20 protein-coding genes are annotated in these 20,880 nt (G+C 73.4%); 8 read left to right on the top strand and 12 right to left on the bottom strand.

Annotated features, from left to right (window positions below):
- The first annotated feature begins 39 nt into the window (after positions 1-39).
- On the top strand, positions 40-360 hold the full coding sequence (locus BN39_RS10760; protein ID WP_019202405.1) for a hypothetical protein: 321 nt from the start codon (positions 40-42) through the stop codon (positions 358-360).
- 13 nt (positions 361-373) lie between these two features.
- On the top strand, positions 374-772 hold the full coding sequence (locus BN39_RS10755) for a hypothetical protein (protein ID WP_019202404.1): 399 nt from the start codon (positions 374-376) through the stop codon (positions 770-772).
- Between the two features lie 22 nt (positions 773-794).
- Here BN39_RS10755 and tsaE read toward each other — a convergent pair whose 3' ends face one another.
- Genes tsaE through BN39_RS10735 form a run of 4 tightly spaced genes read right to left on the bottom strand, consistent with a single transcriptional unit; the run spans position 795 to position 4,860 of the window.
- Positions 795-1,250, bottom strand: a complete 456-nt coding sequence (gene tsaE, locus BN39_RS10750) for a tRNA (adenosine(37)-N6)-threonylcarbamoyltransferase complex ATPase subunit type 1 TsaE (RefSeq protein WP_019202403.1) — start codon at positions 1,248-1,250, stop codon at positions 795-797.
- Positions 1,247-2,302: an alpha/beta fold hydrolase gene (locus BN39_RS10745; RefSeq protein ID WP_019202402.1), complete on the bottom strand. Its 1,056-nt coding sequence runs from the start codon at positions 2,300-2,302 to the stop codon at positions 1,247-1,249. Before BN39_RS10745 ends, tsaE begins: the two co-directional genes overlap by 4 nt.
- Positions 2,299-3,438, bottom strand: a complete 1,140-nt coding sequence (gene alr / locus BN39_RS10740) for an alanine racemase (RefSeq protein WP_019202401.1) — start codon at positions 3,436-3,438, stop codon at positions 2,299-2,301. The genes BN39_RS10745 and alr overlap by 4 nt, the downstream gene beginning before the upstream one ends.
- A 12-nt stretch (positions 3,439-3,450) precedes the next feature.
- The gene (locus BN39_RS10735) at positions 3,451-4,860 is read right to left on the bottom strand and encodes a bifunctional ADP-dependent NAD(P)H-hydrate dehydratase/NAD(P)H-hydrate epimerase (protein ID WP_237741643.1); all 1,410 of its coding nucleotides are present in this window, start codon (positions 4,858-4,860) and stop codon (positions 3,451-3,453) included.
- A 38-nt stretch (positions 4,861-4,898) separates the two neighbouring features.
- Here BN39_RS10735 and BN39_RS10730 point away from each other — a divergent pair, with 38 nt between their 5' ends.
- Entirely contained in the window at positions 4,899-5,744 is an 846-nt protein-coding gene (locus BN39_RS10730; RefSeq protein WP_019202400.1) for a dienelactone hydrolase family protein, read from the top strand.
- Between the two features lie 23 nt (positions 5,745-5,767).
- Here the strand turns inward: BN39_RS10730 and BN39_RS10725 are convergent, their stop codons facing one another.
- From BN39_RS10725 to rplM, 7 genes are all read right to left on the bottom strand, one after another.
- Positions 5,768-5,950, bottom strand: a complete 183-nt coding sequence (locus BN39_RS10725; protein WP_019202399.1) for a hypothetical protein — start codon at positions 5,948-5,950, stop codon at positions 5,768-5,770.
- Between the two features lie 9 nt (positions 5,951-5,959).
- Entirely contained in the window at positions 5,960-7,759 is a 1,800-nt protein-coding gene (locus tag BN39_RS23220) for a hypothetical protein (RefSeq protein WP_040766178.1), read from the bottom strand.
- Entirely contained in the window at positions 7,749-8,060 is a 312-nt protein-coding gene (locus BN39_RS10715) for a hypothetical protein (protein ID WP_019202398.1), read from the bottom strand. The genes BN39_RS23220 and BN39_RS10715 overlap by 11 nt, the downstream gene beginning before the upstream one ends.
- A 140-nt stretch (positions 8,061-8,200) precedes the next feature.
- The gene (locus BN39_RS10710; RefSeq protein ID WP_019202397.1) at positions 8,201-8,902 is read right to left on the bottom strand and encodes an HAD family hydrolase; all 702 of its coding nucleotides are present in this window, start codon (positions 8,900-8,902) and stop codon (positions 8,201-8,203) included.
- A 48-nt stretch (positions 8,903-8,950) separates the two neighbouring features.
- Positions 8,951-10,285: a phosphoglucosamine mutase gene (glmM, locus tag BN39_RS10705; protein ID WP_019202396.1), complete on the bottom strand. Its 1,335-nt coding sequence runs from the start codon at positions 10,283-10,285 to the stop codon at positions 8,951-8,953.
- A gap of 96 nt (positions 10,286-10,381) precedes the next feature.
- Positions 10,382-10,885, bottom strand: a complete 504-nt coding sequence (rpsI, locus tag BN39_RS10700) for a 30S ribosomal protein S9 (RefSeq protein ID WP_019202395.1) — start codon at positions 10,883-10,885, stop codon at positions 10,382-10,384.
- Positions 10,882-11,331, bottom strand: coding sequence for a 50S ribosomal protein L13 (gene rplM, locus BN39_RS10695; RefSeq protein WP_040766177.1), 450 nt, complete (start codon positions 11,329-11,331; stop codon positions 10,882-10,884). The genes rpsI and rplM overlap by 4 nt, the downstream gene beginning before the upstream one ends.
- Positions 11,332-11,607: 276 nt before the next feature.
- On the opposite strand from rplM, the gene BN39_RS10690 reads away from it, so the two are divergent.
- From BN39_RS10690 to BN39_RS10675, 4 genes are all read left to right on the top strand, one after another.
- On the top strand, positions 11,608-12,966 hold the full coding sequence (locus BN39_RS10690; RefSeq protein ID WP_019202393.1) for a hypothetical protein: 1,359 nt from the start codon (positions 11,608-11,610) through the stop codon (positions 12,964-12,966).
- A 71-nt stretch (positions 12,967-13,037) separates the two neighbouring features.
- Entirely contained in the window at positions 13,038-14,453 is a 1,416-nt protein-coding gene (locus BN39_RS10685; protein WP_019202392.1) for a hypothetical protein, read from the top strand.
- Between the two features lie 100 nt (positions 14,454-14,553).
- Positions 14,554-14,823 (top strand): type II toxin-antitoxin system Phd/YefM family antitoxin, encoded by a 270-nt coding sequence (locus tag BN39_RS10680; protein WP_019202391.1) that lies wholly within the window; start codon positions 14,554-14,556, stop codon positions 14,821-14,823.
- Positions 14,820-15,086, top strand: coding sequence for a type II toxin-antitoxin system RelE/ParE family toxin (locus BN39_RS10675; RefSeq protein ID WP_019202390.1), 267 nt, complete (start codon positions 14,820-14,822; stop codon positions 15,084-15,086). Before BN39_RS10680 ends, BN39_RS10675 begins: the two co-directional genes overlap by 4 nt.
- A 19-nt stretch (positions 15,087-15,105) precedes the next feature.
- On the opposite strand, the gene eccCa is transcribed toward BN39_RS10675, so the two are convergent.
- The gene (eccCa, locus tag BN39_RS10670) at positions 15,106-19,125 is read right to left on the bottom strand and encodes a type VII secretion protein EccCa (protein WP_051158999.1); all 4,020 of its coding nucleotides are present in this window, start codon (positions 19,123-19,125) and stop codon (positions 15,106-15,108) included.
- A gap of 188 nt (positions 19,126-19,313) precedes the next feature.
- Between eccCa and eccD the strand changes: the two genes are divergently transcribed.
- Positions 19,314-20,816 carry a type VII secretion integral membrane protein EccD gene (gene eccD, locus BN39_RS10665; RefSeq protein ID WP_019202388.1) on the top strand — a complete coding sequence of 501 codons (1,503 nt, stop codon included), beginning with the start codon at positions 19,314-19,316 and terminating at the stop codon, positions 20,814-20,816.
- The last annotated feature ends 64 nt before the right edge of the window (positions 20,817-20,880 follow it).

The raw sequence follows: 20,880 nt of genomic DNA, 5'->3' as shown, positions 1-20,880 counted from the left end.
TGATGGCCGCCGCCGGGACGAGCGCCTACCCTGTGCGTTATGCCTTCCGCACAGCCCACCGCCCTCGACCTGCGCCTTGCCGGCGCGATGGTCCGGGAGACGCTGCGGGCGGGCGGCGTGCGCGACGCGTTACCGGCGGTGTTCCCGTGGGTTCCCGCCCTCTCCCGCGACGAGACGGCCCGCTTCGCCGACGCACTCGAGCGGCGGCTGTGGCCCGCGCTGGAGCTCGGCCGCTACACGGCCCTCTGGGCCGAGGTGGCGGCGTGGCGGGAGACCGCCGAGGCCTACGCGGCGGGCCTGACGCCGACGGCTCCGTCGGACCGGCTCCCCGAGCCCGTGCCGATGGAGCGGCCCCGATGACGGGCGGCCGCTGATGGGACGCCACCGCCCGCCCGACGACGGTTCCTGGCCGCACCCGGACGACGGCGCGGCACACGCCCGGCACGGGGACGATCCTGGGACCACCGAGTTCGCCCGCCCACGCGGGACGCGGATCCTGCTGTGCACCACCGCCGCCCGCGATGTGTGGGCCCGGCTCACCGCCGAGGATCCGCGCACGGCCACCGGGGTGTGGGACGCCCTCGCCGAACCGCCCGCGCAGGAGTCCGCCGGCTGGGTGCGCCTGCGCGGCGACCTGGCGGACATCGACCTCGACGGCGGCCGCTTCCCGCGCCGCCAGTTCCGCGTGGGCGGCCTCCGGGTGTGGTTCACGGTGCGCACCCGGTCCGACGGACACGACGTGCTGGTGGAGCGGATCGACCGCGAGGACTGAACGGGCGCAACCCGTTCGGTCGTCACTCCTGCGGGGCCGACCATTCCCAGGTCGCGGTGCGCACGTCCGTGCCCTCGGCGCGACGCAGCCGCACCACGAGGTGGCGGTCGGTGAGCCGCTCGGCCACCCCCTCGCCCCACTCCACGACCACCACGCAGTCCTCGAGGTCGGTGTCCAGGTCCAGGGCGTCCAGCTCGTCGAGGCCGCCCAGCCGGTAGGCGTCCACGTGCACCAGTCCCGGGCCGCCGGGCGTCCCGGCGCGGTGCTCGCGGGCGATGATGAAGGTGGGGCTCGACACCCGCCCCCGCACCCCGAGCCCCGCGGCGATCCCGCGGGTCAGGGCGGTCTTCCCCGCGCCGAGGGGGCCGTCGAGGATCACCAGGTCTCCGGCCGAGAGCTGCTGCGCGAGTTCGTGTCCCAGCGCCTCGGTGTCCTCGACCTCGGGCAGCACCCGCTCCCCCGCGCCGCCGGCCGTCACCGTCGGACCGCCCGTTCCACGAGGTCGGCGACGGACCGGGCCACCCGCGGCGCCGCCTCCAGGATCAGCATGTGGCCGGTGTCGGAGAGCACGACGAACTCGCAGTCCAACTCCTCCGCGAGCACCTCGGACTTGCGCAGCGGGGTCATCCGGTCGTGATCCCCGCAGACCACCGAGCACTCGATCCGGCGCAGCACGGGCAGCGCCGCCTGCTCGTCGTAGGTCTCCAGCGCGGGAATGAACCCCGCATAGGTGCCGAGCGGCGCGGAGAGGCTCATCGAGCTGGAGAAGTGCGCGAGCGACGCGCTGTGATCGCCGGGCCCGTAGGCGCCGGCCGTGACGAACGGTTCGGCGAAGGGGCGCACCGCCTCCCGGCCGCGGCCGACCACCGACGGGAGGAACCGCACCGCGACGCGGAACACGTCGAGCACCGGGTTCCGCAGCGCCGCGGCCAGTCCCGAGTCGGTGAGCGCGTGCGAGGCGGTGCCCAGCAGAGAGGCCCCCACCACGCGGGTGCCGATCAGCTCGGGGTGGCCGGTGGCGAACCCGCAGATCGCCATGCCGCCCATCGAGTGCCCCACGAGCACGACGGGACCGGTCGGCACGAGGGCCTGCAGCACCGTGGCGATGTCGTCGCCGAGGAGGCCGACCGTGCTCTGCCGGGGCGTGCACGCCCCGGAGTCGCCGTGCCCGCGGCAGTCGGGGAAGACCATCCGCACGTCGTCGCCCCAGCGGGCCCGCAGCTCCCGGAGCACCAGCACCCAGGACGCGGAGCGGAGGGTGAAGCCGTGGATGAACACCACCGTGGTCGCCGCGTCGCGCGGGCCGACCTCCCGCACGTGCAGGGGCACGCCGTCGGCGCTCATCACGATGGTCTCGCGGTCCGAACGGAAGTCCAGGTCGTCGGGCCCGACGGGGTCCTCGCCCGCGCCGCGCAAGCCGAGAAGCTTTCCCGCGGCGGCGATCCCGGTGAGCGCGGCCACAGCCACCCCGGTGCCGAGCCCCGCCAGGACGGCGGGGCCGGGAACCCGGCTGCGCTGCTCGCCCGTCACGGCCGCCCCGCGTACGTCCGGACCGCGCGCCCCCGGACGCCGGTGAACACCTCGTAGTCGATGGTGCCGAGCGTGTCCGCCCAATCGGCGGCACGGTCGGCGCCGGGCGCGTCGCCGAACAGGACGGCGGTGTCGCCCTCGGACACCCCGCCTCCGTCCGGGCCGAGGTCGATCACGAACTGGTCCATGCAGACCCGGCCCACCTGCGGGAACCGTCGGCCGCCGATCGCGACCTCGAACCGGCCGCTGAGCGGGCGCCACACGCCGTCCGCGTACCCGGCGGGGACGAGACCGACCACGGTGTCCCGGGGCGCGATCCAGGTGTGGCCGTAGCTCACCCCGTCGCCACGGGCGATCCGCTTGATCAGGATCACGGGCGCGGCGAAGGTCATCGCGGGACGGAGCCCGAAGTCCCTGTCCGGCACCGGGACCCCGCCGTACAGCGCGATGCCGGGGCGAACCAGGTCGAAATGGAGGTCGGGGCGGGTCAGGGACGCGGCGGAGTTCGCCGCGTGCACCTGCGTGGGTGTGAGGCCGTGCGCCCGCGCGTCGGCGACGGTGGCGGCCAGCACGTCCCGCTGCACGTCGAGGAAGGGGTGCTCGGGCTCGTCGCCGTGCGCGAGGTGGGTGAACACGCCCTGCAGCCGCACGTGCCCGGCGCGTTCGGCCGCCACCAGCGCGTCGCGGGTCTCGGCCCACTCGTGCGCGGAGACGCCGTTGCGGTTGAGGCCGGTGTCCACCTTGACGTGCACCACGGCGGGCCGGCCCACGGCCCTCGCGGCGGCGACGATGTTCGCGAGCTGCCGCGGAGAGCTGGCGCCGAGCCGCACGTCGGCGTCGATCGCCCGCTCGTACCCGGCGGTACCGAGCCAGCTCAGCAGCGGCACGGTGACGCCGTCCTCGCGCAGCGCGATCGCCTCGTCGACGGTGGTCACGCCGATCTCGGTGGCGCCGCCGGCCAGCACGGCGCGCGCCACGGGCAGCGCACCGTGGCCGTAGGCGTCACCCTTGAGCACCGCCATCAGCGCGGCCGACGGCGCGTGCCGCGCGACGACCGCGGTGTTGTGGGCGATGGCGCCGAGGTCGACCTGCGCGGTGAGGCGATCCAGCCCGGCGGCCGGGAGCGTTGTGTTCATGGCGATGCCAGCCTAGTCGCGCAGCACGTCCGCGAGGACGAGCGGCACGGCCGCGCCGATCGCGGCGGCGTGGGTCGGCGCACCGTCGGCGGCGCGGGCGGCGGCCAGGCCGTGCACGCGGGCGGCGCATGCGGCGGCGTCGAGCGGGGCGAGCCCTGAGGCCAGGAGCTTGCCGACGACGCCGGTCAGCACGTCGCCCGAACCGGGCGTCGCGGCCCACGGCGACCCCGCGGTGTCCACGACGGCGTCGCCGTCCGGCCCGGCGATCACGGTGCGGTGTCCCTTGAGCAGCACCGTCACGCCCAGTTCCCGGGCCAGGCCGCGCGCCGCGGCGACCCGATCGGCGCCGGGGGCCCGCCGGCGAGGCGGGCGAACTCGCCGGCGTGCGGGGTCAGCACCGTCGGGGCCGTGCGACCCGCGAGCAGGCCGGGACGCTGGGCGAGCACGGGTGAGGGCGTCCGCGTCGAGCACCGTCGGGAGGTCCTGGCCGAGGATCCGCGCCAGGCGGTCCGCCGCCGCGTCGTCGACGCCCGTGCCGGGCCCGGCGGCCCAGGCCTGCACCCGGCCGGCCTCGGCGGGGTCCTCGGTCGCCACGGCCTCCGGCCAGGCGGCGAGCACGGCGTCCCGGGCGGTGCCGGCGTAGCGGACCATGCCCGACGTGGCGCGGATCGCGGACCCCACCGAGAGCACCGCGGCGCCGGGATAGTGTTCCCCGCCCGCGACGATCCCGACGACGCCGAGCGTGTACTTGTCGTCGGCGGCGCCCGGCACGGGCCACAGCGCGGCCAGATCCGCGTCGTCGTAGGCGCGCAGCTCGCCCGGGCCGAGTTCCAGCCCGATGTCGACGAGCTCGACCCGGCCGCAGTGCCCGGGCGCGAGGGCGTGCACCGGCTTGCGGGCCCCGAAAGCGACGGTGACGGCGGCGGTGACCGCGGCACCGTCGACCGCACCGGTGGCCACGTCGACGCCCGACGGCGTGTCCGCGGCGACGACCGGTGCGTCCAGGGCCGCGACGATCCCCGCCGCGGCCGGCCGGAGCGGGCCACGGGCGCTGATCCCCACGATGCCGTCGATCACCAGGTCCGGGCGGTGCGGGGCGGTCACGACGCGGCCGCCGGCGCGGCGCAGCGCGCGGAGCCCGGCGGCGTGGGCGCGGTCGGGGCTGAGCAGCACGGCCTCCACCGCGACTCCGCGCCGGCGCAGGAAGGCTCCCGCGAACAGGGCGTCGCCGCCGTTGTCGCCGGAGCCGACGAGCAGGGTCACCCGGCGGCCCGCGACACCGCCCGTCCGCTCGGCCAGCTCTCCGGCGCAGACGCGTGCGAGCCCGTACGCGGCGCGCCGCATCAGCGCACCGTCGGGCAGCGCCCTGAGCAGGGGCGCCTCGGCGTCGCGGACCGCGTCGGGGAGGTGGTAGTGCCGCACGGGGGTCACGCTACGGGAGATCGACTACCGTGAGAGGGGTGACCGATGCGAACAAGCTGGTGAAGCAGTTGCAGCGCCGCGGCCCGCACCGCGTGCTCCAGGGCGATCTGGGCGTGGCCGGTGTGCCGGGCCTGATCTACACGCCGGAGAGCGGCGTGAACCTCCCCGCGGTGGCGTTCGCGCACGACTGGGTGACGCCCGTGAAGCGGTACCGCAAGACGCTCGAACACCTCGCATCGTGGGGCCTCGTGGTGGCGGCGCCGGACACCGAGGGCGGCGTGCTGCCGTCCGACGGGAAGCTGGCGCTGGACCTGGGCACCGCGCTCGACGTGATCACCGAGGTGCGGCTGGGCACCGGCGACATCACGGTGAACAAGGCCAAGCGCGCCGTGGCCGGGCACGCGTGGGGTACCGGCGCGGCGCTCATCGCGGCGGCCGCCGACCCCCGGATCGAGGCGCTCGCCGCGCTGTACCCGGCGCCCACGTCGCCCCGGGCGGAGCAGGCCTCGGCCACTGTCCTCGCGCAGGCCATGATCCTGGCGCGGCCCGGCGACGAGCAGTCGATGACGTCCAACGCCGGGGTGCTCTCGATGCGCTACGGCGGCCCCACCGAGCTGCGCCTCGTGCCCGATTCCGAGCCCGGTGGCCTCGCCGAGGGGCTCTCCGTGCGCGGCGCGCTCGGCGCCGGCGGCGCGGACAAGTCGACGCAGAAGATCGTGCGGGCCCTGCTCACCGGGTTCCTGCTCGGGACCGTGGGCGACCAGAAGGACTACAAGATCTTCGCCGAGCTCGACGCGGACTGGGGCGACACCTCGGCGGTGTGGACCCCGCACGCCGAGCCCGAGGAGCCCAGCCTCCTGCAGAAGGTCCGCAGCCTGGCCTGACAGGGCGGTTCCGCCCGGCGGCCTCACCCCGCGGTGAGCCAGGACGGCGGCGCCTCGTCGGGGCGGATCACGGGGATGGGCTCGGTGATCGGTTCGTCCGGCGGGGTCACGCCGAGGGCCTGCATGACGTCGTCGAGCAGCGCCTGACGCGCCGCTGTGCGCAGCGCGCGGGCGTGGTCCTCGGGATCCCACAACGGCGGTGTCACCGGCGTCCCCTACGGCGTCGAGGTCGCGAAGTCCGCACCGCTGCCCTGGGTTTCGGGCGGGCACGGCGCTCCGGAGGTCGACGGTGCGCCGGACCGCTCAGGGCTCGGCGCCGGAGTCGAAGGCGCCGGGGCCGAAGGCGTCGGTGCCGCGACTCCCCCGCCCGCGCCGCCCGGTTCGGGTGTGCCGGTGGCAGGCGCCGCGCTGGGGGTGGCACCGCCGCCGGGCTGGGCGCCCGCGGCGGAAGCCCCTGTGCCGCTGCCGGATCCGGGGGTGGAGGGCGTCGCCGCGCCGGCCTTGCCGTCGGCTCCGGCTCCGCTCGGCGCCTTCCCAGCGTCTCCGGTCTTGTCTGCCTGCATGTCTCCGCTCGCCTTGTCGCCGGCGCCGTTCTCCGCGAGGGTCAGTTTCCCGTCGTCGCCGACGCGGAGCACGGCCCTCTCCTCCGTACCGTCCGGCTTCTTCAGCGTGACCTCGACGGACTTGCCGTCGGGGCTGATGGTCGCGGTGATCTTCCTACCGAGCGCGTCGGTGAGCGTCGCCGTCCGCTCGCCGCCCGCCGGGTCCTTGCCGTTCGCGGCGTCCTCGCCGTCCTTGTCCCCCAGGCCGTTTCCTTCCCCCTTCCCGCTCTTGCCGTCGCCCGTGCCGGTATCGGAGTCCTTGCCGAGGCCCAGCTTCTCGCTGAGCTTCGATCCGAGATCCGAGAGCCACGACGGTGTTCCGCTTCCCGCCGCCGAGGTGGGCGAGGTGGTGGCGGGCGAACCGGTGCTCGGCGTCGCCGAGGTGGCCGGCGTCGCCGCCGGGGACCCCGTGCCCGTGGTCGATGGGGTGGAGCTCAACGGGGGCGTGATCGACGGGGTCGCGGTCGACGGGGTCGCGGTCGACGGGGTCGCGGTCGACGGGGTGGACGCCGGCGGGGTGCCGGCGCCCGTGGTGCCGCCTGTCCCCGTACTCGTGGACGGGCTCTTCCAGCCGGAGCCGGAGCCGGAGCCGCCGCCTCTGCCTCCTCCCGAGCCCCCGCTGGAGCCCCCGCCCGACCTCGATCCGCCGGAGCCGCCGCCGGATCCGGTGCCGCCCCCGCCGCCCGATCCTCCTCCCGTGCCGCCCGTTTCGGTACCCGTGATAGCGCCGAACGCCGGCGCGGGGAACGCCGCCGTGTTCACCCCGCTCACGGCCGCGGGCACGGTGTCGTAGGCGGCCTCGACCGCACTGACGGCGGTGTTGATGATCGTCGTGAACCTCTCGAGGTCTTCCTCCAGTTGTTCGGTGAACCGGTCGGCGAGTGTCGAGTCGATGACGTTGAGCAGAGGCATTTTCGTGGCGACGCCCATGAGACCGGAGTAGTAGGCGGCGAACCTGTCCGCCCCGGACAGCGGGAACTCCTCGGTCAGGTTCGCGACCTTCGTCTCCACGGCCGCTTTCACCGCACCCGGCACCGCCTCGGCCGCCGTCGCCGCGGCCTCGACCTTGGCGGCGACGGGCTCGCTCCATTCCTGGTGGGCGTTGAGCGTGGTCGTGGCCGCCTGACCGGCGTCGTCCGGCCAGGCGATCCGCACCCGGTCGCGGGCGCCCGACTGGTCGGCGACGGACTGCCGAGCGATCGTCGCCTGTGCCCGCAGCGTCTCCGCGTCCGCCTTGAGGGCGGCCAGGTCGGTCCCGCGCTCGTAGTCGTACTTCGCGCAGAGGGCCGACCACTCCGGCCACTGCGTTCCGGGTGCGATGACCGGCGCGATCTGCAGCATCACCTTGAAGTACTGCAGGCAGCCGGCGCCCCCGTCGAGGACACCGTCGATCCTCCGGCCGTCATCCCCCATTGCCGGCCCCGGTCACGGCGGACGCGGCACCGGTGTCGGTGCTCTTGTGCGCGGACGCGGAGTTCGTGAGCCCGGTCCCGACGGCCCGCGCACCGTTGCGCCAGGCGTCCACCGCATCGCTGAGCAGCCGGAGCGAGGCGCCGTACGCCTCCCCCTTAGCCTGGTACTTCCTCCCGAAGTCACCGGGCTCGGCGGTGTAGCCGCGGATCCGCGACGCGGCTCCGGTCAGGTCGTCCGCCTCCGTCGTATACACGCCGCCCGCGCGCGCGACCGCGGCCGCATCGATCTTCGTCCCCGACATGCGACTCCCCCGCTCGTCGTGCGTCCCATGGACCCCTCATCCATTGGACGCACGAGCGCGGCGAACGGTTCCCGAGAGCCGGGCCGGCCCACCGGCCGAGGCACCGGGTCCGTCAGGCCCGGGCGCCGGGCGGATCCCCGTCAGGCCGGGGCGCCGGCCTCCCGGACCGCGGCGACCAGGCCGTCGGGCCGTTCGTCGACGGGCAGCGGCTCCACCTGCGCGAACCCGCAGCCGATGGCCGTGGCGCCACCGTCGGCCTCGGCGCTGTCGCCGACCATGAGCACCCGCTCCGGCGGCAACCCCAGAGCCGCGGTGGCGATGCGGAACACCTCCGCGTCCGGCTTCATGTGCCCCACCTCGAAGGAGAGCACGAACGCGTCGACCAGCCCGTCGATGCCCTCGCGGACGAACGCGGGCCGGATGTCGTAGGCGATGTTCGACAGCACGCCCACCTTGAGGCCCTCGTCGCGGAGGGCGCGCAGAACGCGGGCGGTGTCCGGATAGATCCGCCAGCAGTCGGGGTTGGAGACCCGCCCGTACAGCTCGGCGCGCTGGCCCGGGTCCACGACCCCGGACTGTTCCAGCACGTGGTGGTAGGCGATGCGGTGGTTCTCGGCGCTGAGGTCGCGGCCGTGCCAGGCGGCGAGGATCTCGCCCTCCATCGGCACCGGCAGCCCCATCGGGGCCGTCATCCGGCGCATCAGCTCGGCCTGCGCCGCGCCCGCGATCGGGTTGCCCTCACCGTCGGTGAAGCCGTCGAACCAGGACGGATCCTCCTCCAGCCGGAAGAGCGTCCCGGAGAAGTCGAACAGCACACCCTGGAAGTCCTGCGAACCGGTCATGTCCACACCGTACCGGTTATCAAAACGTTTCGATAGGACTCCGGCGACTCAGGATATGAGCGATGCCAGCCGTTCGGCCGTCCCGCGGGCGGCCTCCTCGGTGGGAGCCTCCACCATCACCCGCACCAGCGGCTCGGTGCCCGACGGGCGGAGCAGGATACGGCCGTCGTCACCCAGGCGGGCCTCCTCCGCGGCCAGCGCCGCGGTGAGCTCGGCCGACGCCATCGCCGCGGCCTTGTCCACGACGCGCACGTTGAGCAGCACCTGGGGCAGCACCGTCAGGACGCCGGCCAGGTCGGCCAGGTCGCGCCCCGTCTGCGCCATCCGCTCCATGAGCTTGAGCCCGGTGAGCACACCGTCGCCCGTGGTGCCGAGGGCCGGGAGCACGACGTGCCCGGACTGCTCGCCGCCCAGCGAGTACCCGCCGTTGCGGAGCTCCTCGAGCACGTACCGGTCCCCGACGGCGGCGGTGCGCAGGGTGATCCCGGCCGCGCGCATCGCGATGTGCAGGCCCAGGTTGCTCATGACGGTCGCGACCAGGGTGTGATCGACGAGCTCGCCGGCCTCGTCCATGGCGATCGCGAGGACGGCCATGATGGCGTCGCCGTCCACGATCCGGCCGGCGGCGTCGACGGCCAGGCAGCGATCGGCGTCGCCGTCGTGCCCGAGCCCGAGGTCGGCGCCGTGCTCCAGCACGGCGGCCTGCAGGCTCTGCAGGTGCGTCGAGCCGCAGTCGCGGTTGATGTTGAGGCCGTCCGGGGCGTCGTGGATCGCCACGACGGTGGCGCCCGCGTCCCGGTACGCCTTCGCGGCGACCGACGAGGCGGCGCCGTTGGCGGCGTCCACCACGACCTTCACGCCGGTGAGCGGGTGGTGGATCGCGGACTCGAGGTGCGCGACGTACCGGTCCACGGCGTCCTCGGCGCGGGTGACCCGCCCGATCGCGGCGCCCGTGGGGCGGGGCGGGTTCGGGTCGTCGAGGACGGCCTCGATCGCGTCCTCCTGCGCGTCCTCGAGCTTGTGCCCGCCGCGCGCGAAGAACTTGATCCCGTTGTCCGGCATGGGATTGTGCGATGCCGAGATCATCACGCCGAGCGCGGCGTCGTACTCCGCGGTGAGATGCGCGACGGCCGGGGTGGGCATGACGCCCACCAGGTGCACGTCGACGCCCGCGCTGGCCAGGCCCGCCGAGACGGCCGCGGACAGCATCTCCGATGATGCCCGCGGGTCCCAGCCGACCACGGCGAAGGGCCGGGTGTCACCGTCCAGATCGTGGGCGCCGAGCACCGCCGCGGCCGCGGCGGACAGGCGTAGCGCCAGGTCGGCGGTCAGATCCTTGTTGGCCAGGCCGCGCACACCGTCGGTCCCGAACAGACGCCCCATGGGTCAGTACCTCACAAGTTGAGAAGAAGGGTGGAAACGAGACCAGGGCAGGCGCCCGCACGGATGCGGGTGCCTGCCCTGGTGGAAAGCCTGCAATCAGCGCTTGCTGTACTGCGAAGCCTTGCGGGCCTTCTTCAGGCCGTACTTCTTGCGCTCGACGGCGCGCGGGTCACGCGTCAGGAAGCCGGCGCGCTTGAGCGCGGGGCGATCCTCCGGCGAGACCTCGATGAGAGCACGGGCGATGGCCAGGCGCAGCGCGCCGGCCTGGCCCGAGGGGCCGCCACCGGTGAGGTTGGCGTGGATGTCGAACGACTCGAGGCGCTCGACGGTGACCAGCGGGTCCTTCACCAGCTGCTGGTGCAGCTTGTTGGGGAAGTAGTCCTCGATGGTGCGGCCGTTCAGCACGAAATCGCCGGTGCCGGCGGTCAGGCGCACGCGGACGACGGCCTCCTTGCGGCGGCCGACGGTCTGCACGGGACGCTCGACGACCACGGGGCCACGGGGGGCGCGGGTCTCGGCAGCGGCCTCGGGGGTCTCCGAGGTGTACTCGTTGGGGACGACCTCGGCCTCGGTCTCGATGTTCTCAGTCGCTTCGCTCACTGCTGCGCCACCTGCTTGATCTCGTAGGGAACCGGCTGCTGCGCGGCGTGGGGGTGGTTCGGGCCGGCGTAGACCTTCAGCTTGCCGCCGATGGCGCTGCCGAGCTTGTTCTTCGGGATCATGCCCAGAACAGCCTTCTGCACGACGCGCTCGGGGTTCTTGGAGCCGAGCACCTCACCGACGGAGCGCGAGCTGAGGCCGCCCGGGAAACCCGAGTGGCGGTAGTGCCGCTTGTCGGTGAGCTTGGCGCCCGAGAGGGCGACCTTCTCCGCGTTGATGATGATGACGTAGTCGCCGCCGTCCACGTTGGGGGCGTAGGTCGGCTTGTGCTTGCCGCGCAGCAGGTTGGCCGCTGCGACGGCGAGGCGGCCGAGCACCACGTCAGAAGCGTCGATGACGTGCCACTGCCGGGTCACGTCACCCGCCTTGGGGGTGTAAGTAGGCACAGGAGATCCTCTGCATAGTCGGTTCGGTGCTGGTCCGGTGCGGGGCAGAGCACTCCCGGCGACCAACGGAGACCCGGGACTCGACTGTCCTCCGGCCCGCACAGGGCGCACCGAAGGGCGTCACACACCAGCGGACCAGAGTACGCGGGCACAAGGGCGCAGGTCAAAACGCCCGACGGTGCCGGGCCCGGGTCCCGCGCCCGGGGGACGTTCAGGGTGCGAACCCGGGGTCTTCCCCGATGTGTCGGGGACTGCGCGCGCCATAGCTTTTCACCCATGACCACTGACCTCGAGCCGGTGACGCGACCCGCCGGCGATTCCGCCCGTCCCTGGTCCACCGCGCAGCTGTTCGCGTTCCGCGTCCTGTGCTGCGTGGGCGGACTGATTCTGGTGCTCGGCGTGTTGGGCAGCCTGATCCTGGCGCCCGTGATGGACCCGGTGAAGGCGCCGTTCGGGCGGATCGGGGCGTTCCTCAGCGGCACCGAGTACGCGGCGCCGAAGATCGGCGGCACGGGTGACACCCTGTCGATCTGGCAGTACCACGGGGGCGCGGTGGCCGTGGGGCTCGTGCTCGCGGTCGCCTGGTGGTACTTCGACCGGCGCCGCACCGACTACCGCGCCCTCGCCGGGCTGCTCTGGGAGGTGTCCCGGTTCGCGCTGGCCATGGGCATGATCTTCTACGGGATCGCCAAGCTGATCCCCACCCAGATGGGGATGATGGACCTCCCCACGTACGCCCTGCAGCCCGCGGGCGACATCAGCCGGATGAACATGCTGTGGGGGTTCATGGGCGCCTCGGACGGCTACTCGATGGTGACCGGCCTCGTCGAGACGGTCTCGGGGCTGCTCCTGCTGTCGCGCCGGACGTGGATCGTGGGCGCGCTGGGCGCGATCGTGTCCATGGCCCAGGTGGTGCTGATGGACACGTTCTACAACGTGCCCGTGAAGTTCCTGGCGTTCGAGTTCCTGGTGATCGCGATCGCGATCCTCGCCCCGGTGTGGCCGAACCTGGTCAACGCCGCGCTCGGGCGGCCGGCGGGCGCGCAGCCGCGGCTGTGGCGCCCGGCCGGGGCCGACCGCACCTGGCTGCGGCGCACCGGCAAAACGGTGGCCGCGCTGGGGATCGCGGTCATGCTGTTCGGCTCCGTGGCGTTGGGCGCCCTGGGCTACGCGTCCACGCAGGAGGCGCGCTCCCCCGTCGACGGGACGTGGCACGCCACGTCGTTCACGGTGGACGGCCGGGAGGCCGTGGCCTCCGGCACCGTCGCCGCGCAGGGGGCGCCGGGCGCGCTGCCGTGGGTGAACGTGGCGATCACCTATCGCGGGAAGGGTGGGGTAGAGGCGATGGCGGACGATTTCACGACGCTGGTCACGCAGACGCCCAGCGCGGCGATCACCGCGTGGCACCTGGAGGTGGGCGACGACGCCCTGACGATCAGGCAGCGGGAATCGGATCCGCCGATCCGGCTCGACTACCGGCAGGAGGCCCCCGATCGGCTCGCGCTGTCCGGCACCGTCGACGGGCACGCCGTGCGCGCCGAGTACGAGCGCCGGCCGATGGCCCGGGCGTCGGAGGGGCTGCGGTTCACCCACCAGGAGCCCGACGAGCAGCTCCCGGTTCCGGACTTCCCGTAGGCGAGCCCACGCGCCGGGAGCGATGACAGATGTCACTGGAGCCCACACCCGAATACTCATACGCTGAGCTCATGAACGCACCCGAGATTCCCGCCGCGATCCCGGAACCCGCCCCTCCGACCCCCGCCGCCGCGCCGGAGTCGACCCGATGGTGGAGTGCGCGACGCAAACTCGCGTTCCGGTTCCTGTTCGCGTTCGGGATGGGCGTCGTGGTGTTCTCGGTGCTCGGCAACGCGGGACTCGGCACCGTCTGGTACTTCACCGGCGTCTGGTGGACGCTCGCGCAGATCGGCAGCTACTTCACGACGGGCGCCGGCGTGGAGGTGACGCCGGGCAGCATCGGCGATCAGCAGTGGGTGTGGGACTGGCATCTGGGCTGGCTGATCGTGAGCGTCGTGATCACCCTGGTGTGGACGGCGCTCGACCGGCGGCGCGCGAACTACCGTTCGCTGGGCGGCCTGCTGGAGGTGTTCGCGCGGTACGGGCTCTCGCTGTCGATGATCTTCTACGGGCTGATCAAGGTGATCCCCACGCAGATGGGCTTCATGGCGCTGCCGTCGCATCAGCTGCAGCTCACCGGCGACACCAGCATGTTCAACGTGCTGTGGGGTTTCATGGGCGCATCCACGCCGTACTCGATCGCGACGGGCCTGGTGGAGCTGGCGGCGGGAATCCTGCTGCTGTGGCGCCGCACGTCGGTGGCGGGCATCGTGCTGGCGCTGGTGGCGACGGCACAGGTGTTCCTGCTCAACCTGTTCTACGACGTGCCGGTGAAGATCGTCTCCGGCGAGCTGTTCGTGATCGCGGTCGCGCTCAGCGTGCCGTACTGGCGGAACTTCCTCCGGGTGGGGCTGAACCGCCCGGGCGTGGAACCCGTGGCGCCGCTGCCGGTCTGGGGCGCATCGAAGTCCGGCCCGCGGATCCTGGGCCTGTTGGTGAAATACGCGGGCGCGTGCCTGGTGGTGGTGAGCATGGGCGCGAACGGCGCGCTCATGACGTGGGTCCAGCACACGACGCGCTCCCCGCTGGACGGGGTCTGGCGGGCCACGTCGTTCACGGTCGACGGTGCGCCGGCCCCGCTCGTGCAAGGCGGCGGCCCGGCACCGTGGTCGAACATCGCGATCACGCTGCGCGGCAGCGATTCCAACAAGGCGCTGGAGACGATCAGCTCGTCGTACGACAGCGTGGTGACGCAGGCACCGAACGGGTACGTGACGGCGTGGCAGGCCGAGGCGGACGGCGATGTCCTCAAGCTGCGCAAGAACGAGGACGACGCGCCGATCGACATGACCACCCGGTTGGACGGCGACGTGCTGCACGTGTCGGCGACCGTGGAGGGCAAGCGGTTCGAGGGCGCGTACGAGCGGCGGTTCATGGAGCGGGACCGCTCGCACTTCCGCCTGGTGTACCCGAGCCCGAACGACGTGTCCCAGACCGAGGACTCCGGCAACGCGGGCCCCGAGCCCGCTCCGCGCGAGGGCAACTGACGTAGCCTGCGCGGGCCTCGCGTGCGTTCTCCCCGCCACCCGGTAGAGATCTGTGATTGCAGTCTTGGCACGACCTCAATTCAGGTCTAGAATTGCAGGCGTGAAGACCATTTCGATCAGCACCGCGAAGTCGTCCCTCAATGAGTTGGTCGACGACGCGGCAACGACGCACGAGCACGTGACGATCACTCGGAACGGCTCTCCTGCCGCGGTGCTCGTCTCGGCCGAGGAGTGGGATTCCCTGCAGGAGACGCTGCACTGGCTTTCGCAGACCGATACGATCGCCGCCGTCTCCGAAGCGCGGGCCGATCTCGACGCCGGTCGCACGATCTCGGCGGACGTTCTCCGCGACCGATACAGCCGTCGGTGAGGTACACGATCGAGGTGTCGGTCCGCGCCGAGCGCGATCTCGCCGCGATCTCCCCGCGGTACGCCGCCGCGGTCGTCGCTTTCATCCTGGGCCCGCTGGCGGACAACCCTCATAGGGTGGGCAAGCCCCTGTCCCGCGAGCTGGAAGGCATGCACAGCGCGCGGCGTGGCGACTACCGTGTCCTGTACGAGATCCACGACGGCGCACACCTCGTACTGGTGTCACGGGTCGATCATCGTTCCCGGGTGTACCGGGCCCGGTAGTTCGGGCACCGGGGTCCCGTCAGGGCTCGTCGGGGTCGGCGGCCAGTGCGACCTGGATGAGTTCGACCCCGCGGGCGCGGGACACCCAGGTGCCGCGGCCGGGCGGCATCGCGGACATCTTGACCGCGCCGAGCACGGTGCCCTCCTCGCGGGAGCCGCTCATCACCAGCCCGTCCGCCGCGAGGTCCCGGATGCGCGCGAGGAACGGCTCGTACAGGCCGCGGGCGAGTCCGCCGCTGCGCCGCGCGATGATCACGCGCAGCCCGATGTCGCGCGCCTGCGGCAGTAGTTCCAGGAGCGGCGCCAGAGGGTTCCCCGAGGAGCCGGCCACCAGGTCGTAATCGTCGACCACCACGTAGACGTCCGGCCCGCTCCACCACGAGCGCTCCTTGAGCTGCTGCGGCGTGACGTCCGGGCCGGGGCAGCGCCCGCGCATGACCTCGGCGAGCTCCGCCGCCATCGGGGTGAGCGTCTCCGCCGACGACGCGTAGCCGGCCAGGTGGTCGCCCTCGACCGCCCCGAGCAGGGTGCGGCGGTAGTCGGCCAGGACGATCTTCGTCCGCTGTGGTGCGCCGCCCGCGACGAGCGAGGCCATGATGGTGCGCAGCGTCTCCGTCTTGCCGCACTCGGTGTCGCCGAGGATCAGGAAGAACGGCTGGGATTCGAACTGCAGCGTGGCGGCCGCCAGCTCCGATTCCCCGATGCCGAACACGGCGTGCGTCGGCGGCGCGTCCCGGCGGGCGGGGATCCGGTCCAGCAGAACGCGGTCCGGCAGCATCCGCACCTCGGGCGCCACGTCCCCGTATCGCCCGGCGAGGTCCGCGACGGTGGCCGCCTGGGCCGCCGGGAGGTCCGCCGACGGTGTGGCGCACGGCAGCGCCACCAGCATGTGCAGTTGCTCGGAGGTCAGGCCGCGGCCCGGGCGTCCGAGCGGCACCAGCCCGGCGACGCGCCGACCCATCTCGGAATCCATCGGATCGCCCAGCCTCAACTCGATGCGGGTACCCAACTGGTCCTTGACCGCCGGACGGATCTCGCCCCATCGCGCCGCCGAGATCACCAGGTGCACGCCGTAGGACAGGCCCTGCGCGGCGATCGCGTTCACCTGCGCCTCCAGCGTCTCGAACTCCGAGCGCACCACCTGCCACCCGTCGATCACCAGGAACACGTCGCCGAACGGATCCCGCTGGGCCGCGGGGTGCTCGCGGTACTGCGCCATCGACTCCACGCCGTGCTCCCGGAACGCCGCCTCTCGCCGGCGGATCACGCCGTTCACCTCGGCGACGGTGCGCCGCACCCGATCCGGGTCGAGCCGCCCGGCGACCGATCCCACGTGCGGCAACCCCGTCAATCCCGCCAGGGACCCGCCGCCGAAGTCGAGCACGTAGAACTGCGCCTGCCGGGGCGTGTGGGTGAGCGCCGCCGACACGATCAACGTGCGCAGCGCCGTCGACTTGCCCGACTGCGGCCCCCCGACCACCGCGACGTTGCCCTGCGCCCCATTGAGGTCCACCACCAGCAGATCGCGCCGCTGATCGTACGGGCGGTCCACCACACCGATCGCCACGCGCAGCGGCGTCGGATCGGTGCGACGCAGGTGTTCGGCGAGCTCCCCGACGGCGGAGGACTCGTCGAGCGGAGGCAGCCACACCTCGTGCGCCGGAAGACCGTGCCCGCTGAGCCGGCCCACCATCGTCTGCAACACGGACGCACCGGTGGCCGCCGCGGGCCCGGGCCGATCCGGGAGCGGCGCTTCGTCACCCGGCGCAGCGGGGATGCGGCGCAATCCTTCCGGGAGTCCCGTCCGCCGCTTCTCGACGGGGGCCGGCGCGTTGCCGAACACGCGGACGGAGCATTCGCCGACGGTGCCGAACCGCGCCGCAGCGGGCGCGCGCGTGGCGGGCGGCACGTAGTCGCCCGATACGTAACTGGCGTGGAACCGGCGGGGCGGGTCGGCGTCGAATTTGAGGTATCCGGCGCCCGGCGTGGACGGCAGGTGGTACGCGTCCGGAACCCCGAGGACCGCACGGGACTCACTGGCGGAGAACGTCTTCAGTCCGATCCGGTAGGACAGGTGCGAATCCAGGCCACGCAGCTTGCCCTCCTCCAGGCGCTGCGAGGCCAGCAGGAGGTGGATGTGCAGGGACCTGCCGAGCCGGCCGATCGCGACGAAGAGCTCGGCGAAATCCGGCTTCTGCGCGAGCAGTTCGGAGAACTCGTCGACGATCACCACGAGTGCGGGCATCGGATCGAGGGGTGCGCCCGCGCGACGGGCCTTCTCGTACTCGCCGACGTTGGCGAAGTTGCCCGCCCTCCGCAGCACCTCCTGCCGCCGGTTCATCTCGCCGGACAGGGCGTCCCGCATCCGGTCCACCATGGCGATCTCCTCCTCGAGGTTGGTGATCACCGCGGCGACGTGGTGCAGCGACTCCAGGCCGAGGAAGGTCGCGCCGCCCTTGAAGTCGACCAGCACCAGGTTGAGCGCCTCGGGTGGATGCGTCGCCACCATCGACAGCACCAGGGTGCGGAGGAACTCCGATTTGCCGGACCCCGTCGCCCCGATGCACAGACCGTGCGGTCCCATGCCGTTCTCGGCGGCCTCCTTGAGGTCGAGCTCGACCGGTTCGCCGCGGGGGCCCACGCCGATGGGCACCCGCAGCCGCTCGCGGGCCGTCCGCTCGCGCCAGGCCGTCTCGGGAGTGATCGCCGCCGCGTCGGCCACGCCGATGAGCGCGGGCAGTCCCGGATCCGACGGGCCCGCATCGGAGTCGAAGTCGACCAGTTGGGCGACGGATGCGGGCCGGTAGCGCCCCAGCCGGCGCGCGGTCGCCTGGGCCGCGCCCGCCGTGACGGCGTCGGGCAGGGCGAAGAACTCGGTGCCCGCGGCGCTGCGTGCGCCGAGCCGGCCCGCATCGTCGATCACCAACTGCAGGCCGCAGCGCACCGCGAGCGAGCCCGGCTCGGGCGACAGGTCGATCACGGTGACCCCGTCGATGCCGACGGCCGCGTCGAGGGCGCCGCCCGGTTCGACGTCGATGCCGCGGTCGAGCACCACCACGTGGTGCGGCCGGGACGGATCGGGCGGGGCGGATCGCGCGAACGCCCCACGGTCCACGAGTTCCGGCGTGATCGCGTCCTCCAGCTCGGCGATCGAACCGAACACGAGCCGGGCCGGGCCCAGCGCATCGCCCCGGGTGGGATGCGCCGCGTGCGGAAGCCACTTGACCCATGACCATTCCGGCGACTCCACATCGGCCGTGGCCACCACGATCCGCACGTGGTCGGGGCCGTGCAGCGTGGCGAGCCCGAGCAGGACCGAGCGGACCACGTCGTAACCCGCCACCCGCGGACCGTCGATCCCGATCGCGGGGAACCCCCGCAGGGCGACCGCGACCGGCAGGCCCGGGACGGCCGCGTTGCGGCGGACGAATCGGCGCAGCGCCACCGTCGAAACGGGCTCCAGGTCCTCCAGCGGGCCGGTCTCCGGCGGCACCAGCCGGGTGGCGAGCCGCTGGCTCCCGACGCCGACGCGCGCGTGCAGGAAGTCGGGGTCCGACGGCCGCCGCTCCCACATCCGGCGGCCGCCCACGCAGCCGGGAAGCGCATCGGGATCGGGATGGATCCATTCCAGCGCGGCGCGCTGCTCGCCCCGGGTGCGCTCCACCTGTCCGCGAACCTGTCCCAGGTACCGCAAGTAGTCCTTGCGGTCCTCGTTGAGCTCCGCGGCCGAGTTCCCGGCGCCGCGGCCGGAATTCATCCCGTACATGCCCACCATCGAGACGAGCATCATGAGCGGGAACATCATCATGAACGGGCTGGCCATCATCGAACTGCCCGAGGTGAACATCAGCACGAGCATGCCGACCACCGCGATCACCATCACGGCCGGCAGCAGTTTGCCGAGCAGGCCGCCCGGCACCGCGCGCGGGATCTCCGGCGGCGCCTGCAGCGCCACTTCACCGCCCGGCGTTCGCGGCGGCGCCAGCCGCTGCTTCCGCGCGAATCCCTCTGTGACCGGCTCGAACACCACATCAGCCACGTTCTGGCCTCCCCCGGATTGCGGCGCGCCCCCACGCACCGTCGTGTCCACACTGTGCCCCGCCCGATCGCACCACGCACGGATTTCCACGAACTTCGGCGGCGAGGGAACCGATCGCCGTCCCCGTGCGTCCAATTCATATCGGGCCCGGCGCGGGCACGGGGGAACGTCGTGCGAGGGGGAACGCGATGACCGAACTGGCGGAGGACACGAACGTCGAGCTGGCGCGGCTCAGTCGCGTCAGCGTGCTGTGCGGCGGTGCCCAGGTCGACGTCTCGCTGCCCCTGCAGTCGCCCACCGAGGTCCTCATCCCCGAGCTGGTGCGGCTGTTCGGCGATCGGGTGTCCGGCACCGACGACGCCGCATGGACCCGCCCCTGGCGACTCGCCCCGGTCGGCGGCGATCCTCTGCCCGGCCCGCGGACACCGGCGGATGCCGGCATCACGGACGGCGACCTCCTGGTGCTGTTCGTCGCCGACGCGGTGCCGCCACCGGCGGTGTTCGACGACGTCTTCGACACCACCGCAGCGGATCTCGCGGCGCGGCGCCGATGGGACGAGAACGCGGCCGCGATCGTGGGGCTCGTGGTGCTGGGGCTGGCGACCGCCGCCACCGCCGCGGTCGCGCTGCGCCTCGGGGCGGCGCCGAGGGGCGACGGCGGGCAGCGGGCAGCGGTCGACGGGGTCTTCGCGCAGCTGTGGTGCGCCGCGGCGACCCTGGCGGCGCTCGTCAGCTCGGTGGTGGCGTCGCGCCGGATGCGCGCCCCGGGGCCGGTCCCTACGGCGCTCGCGGGATGCGCCGTCGTGCTCGCCGCGACCACGGGGGCGTGCGCGGTACCGCTGGGCTCCGACGGGCGGTACGGCGCGCCGCACGCACTCCTCGCGTCCGCCGCGGCGGCGCTGACGGCGTTCACGGCGATGCGGCTCACCGGGCGCGGCGTCCTCGTGCACACGGCGGTCCTCGCCGCCGCGGCGATCGCCTCACCCGCGTTCCTCGTCGCGCTGTGGCTACCGGGCAGGCGCGCCGCTCTGGCCGCGACGGTCGCCGTCGCCGCCTACGTGGTGATCACATTCGCCGCCCGGATCGGCGCGCTGGCCGCCCGGCTCCCGTTGCCGCGGGTGCCCGCAGCGGGTGAACGCATCGATCCGATCGACGACGATCCGCCGCCCACCGTCGCCGGCGTGGGGGCCGTCGCGGTGGGCCTCGGCGACCGCGCCGAGGAGCCCACCGACGCTCCGCGGGCCGCCTACGCCCAGCTGGTGTGCAGCGGTGTCACGGTGGGCGCGGTCGCGGCGGCCACCGTCGCCACCCTCGCCGTCGGCGCCGCGACCCGCGAACTGCCCGGCCACCACTTGGCGTTCGCGCTGGTGATGGCCGTGATGCTGTGCCTGCGCGGCCGGACCCACACCGATCCCGTCCAGGCGGGGTCGGCCGTACTCGGCGGAGCCGTCATCGCGATCGGCACCGCGACGAGCCTCGCCTGGGGCTTCGGCGCCTGGCCCGTGCTCGGCCTGCTCCTCCTCGCGGCGGTCGGCGGCCTCGCGGTCGCGTGCGGTGTGGGCGCGCCGCGGGTCACCTTCAGCCCGGTGCAGCGGCGGTGCGCGGAGATCGGCGAGTACCTCACGATCGCCGCGGCCGGGCCGCTCCTGCTGTGGGTATGGGACGTGTACGCCACGGTCCGGAACCTCTGATGCGACGGGGCGCCCGCCTCACCGCCGCGGCGATGGCCGCCGCCCTCGCCGCGGGTCCGGCGCT

Source organism: Tsukamurella sp. 1534 (genome assembly GCF_000312385.1).
In the GTDB taxonomy this organism is placed as follows: Bacteria; Actinomycetota; Actinomycetes; order Mycobacteriales; family Mycobacteriaceae; genus Tsukamurella.
The sequence above is the reverse complement of the archived record's forward strand: the minus strand, read 5'-3'. Positions and strand labels throughout refer to the sequence as shown.

Coding starts and splice junctions, on each gene's coding strand:
- BN39_RS10690 (WP_019202393.1), top strand. CDS start 11,608: ATGACCACTGACCTCGAGCCGGTGACGCGACCCGCCGGCGATTCCGCC.
- BN39_RS10685 (WP_019202392.1), top strand. CDS start 13,038: ATGAACGCACCCGAGATTCCCGCCGCGATCCCGGAACCCGCCCCTCCG.
- BN39_RS10715 (WP_019202398.1), bottom strand. CDS start 8,060: ATGTCGGGGACGAAGATCGATGCGGCCGCGGTCGCGCGCGCGGGCGGC.
- BN39_RS10710 (WP_019202397.1), bottom strand. CDS start 8,902: ATGACCGGTTCGCAGGACTTCCAGGGTGTGCTGTTCGACTTCTCCGGG.
- eccD (WP_019202388.1), top strand. CDS start 19,314: ATGACCGAACTGGCGGAGGACACGAACGTCGAGCTGGCGCGGCTCAGT.
- BN39_RS10755 (WP_019202404.1), top strand. CDS start 374: ATGGGACGCCACCGCCCGCCCGACGACGGTTCCTGGCCGCACCCGGAC.
- glmM (WP_019202396.1), bottom strand. CDS start 10,285: ATGGGGCGTCTGTTCGGGACCGACGGTGTGCGCGGCCTGGCCAACAAG.
- alr (WP_019202401.1), bottom strand. CDS start 3,438: ATGAACACAACGCTCCCGGCCGCCGGGCTGGATCGCCTCACCGCGCAG.
- BN39_RS10760 (WP_019202405.1), top strand. CDS start 40: ATGCCTTCCGCACAGCCCACCGCCCTCGACCTGCGCCTTGCCGGCGCG.
- BN39_RS23220 (WP_040766178.1), bottom strand. CDS start 7,759: ATGGGGGATGACGGCCGGAGGATCGACGGTGTCCTCGACGGGGGCGCC.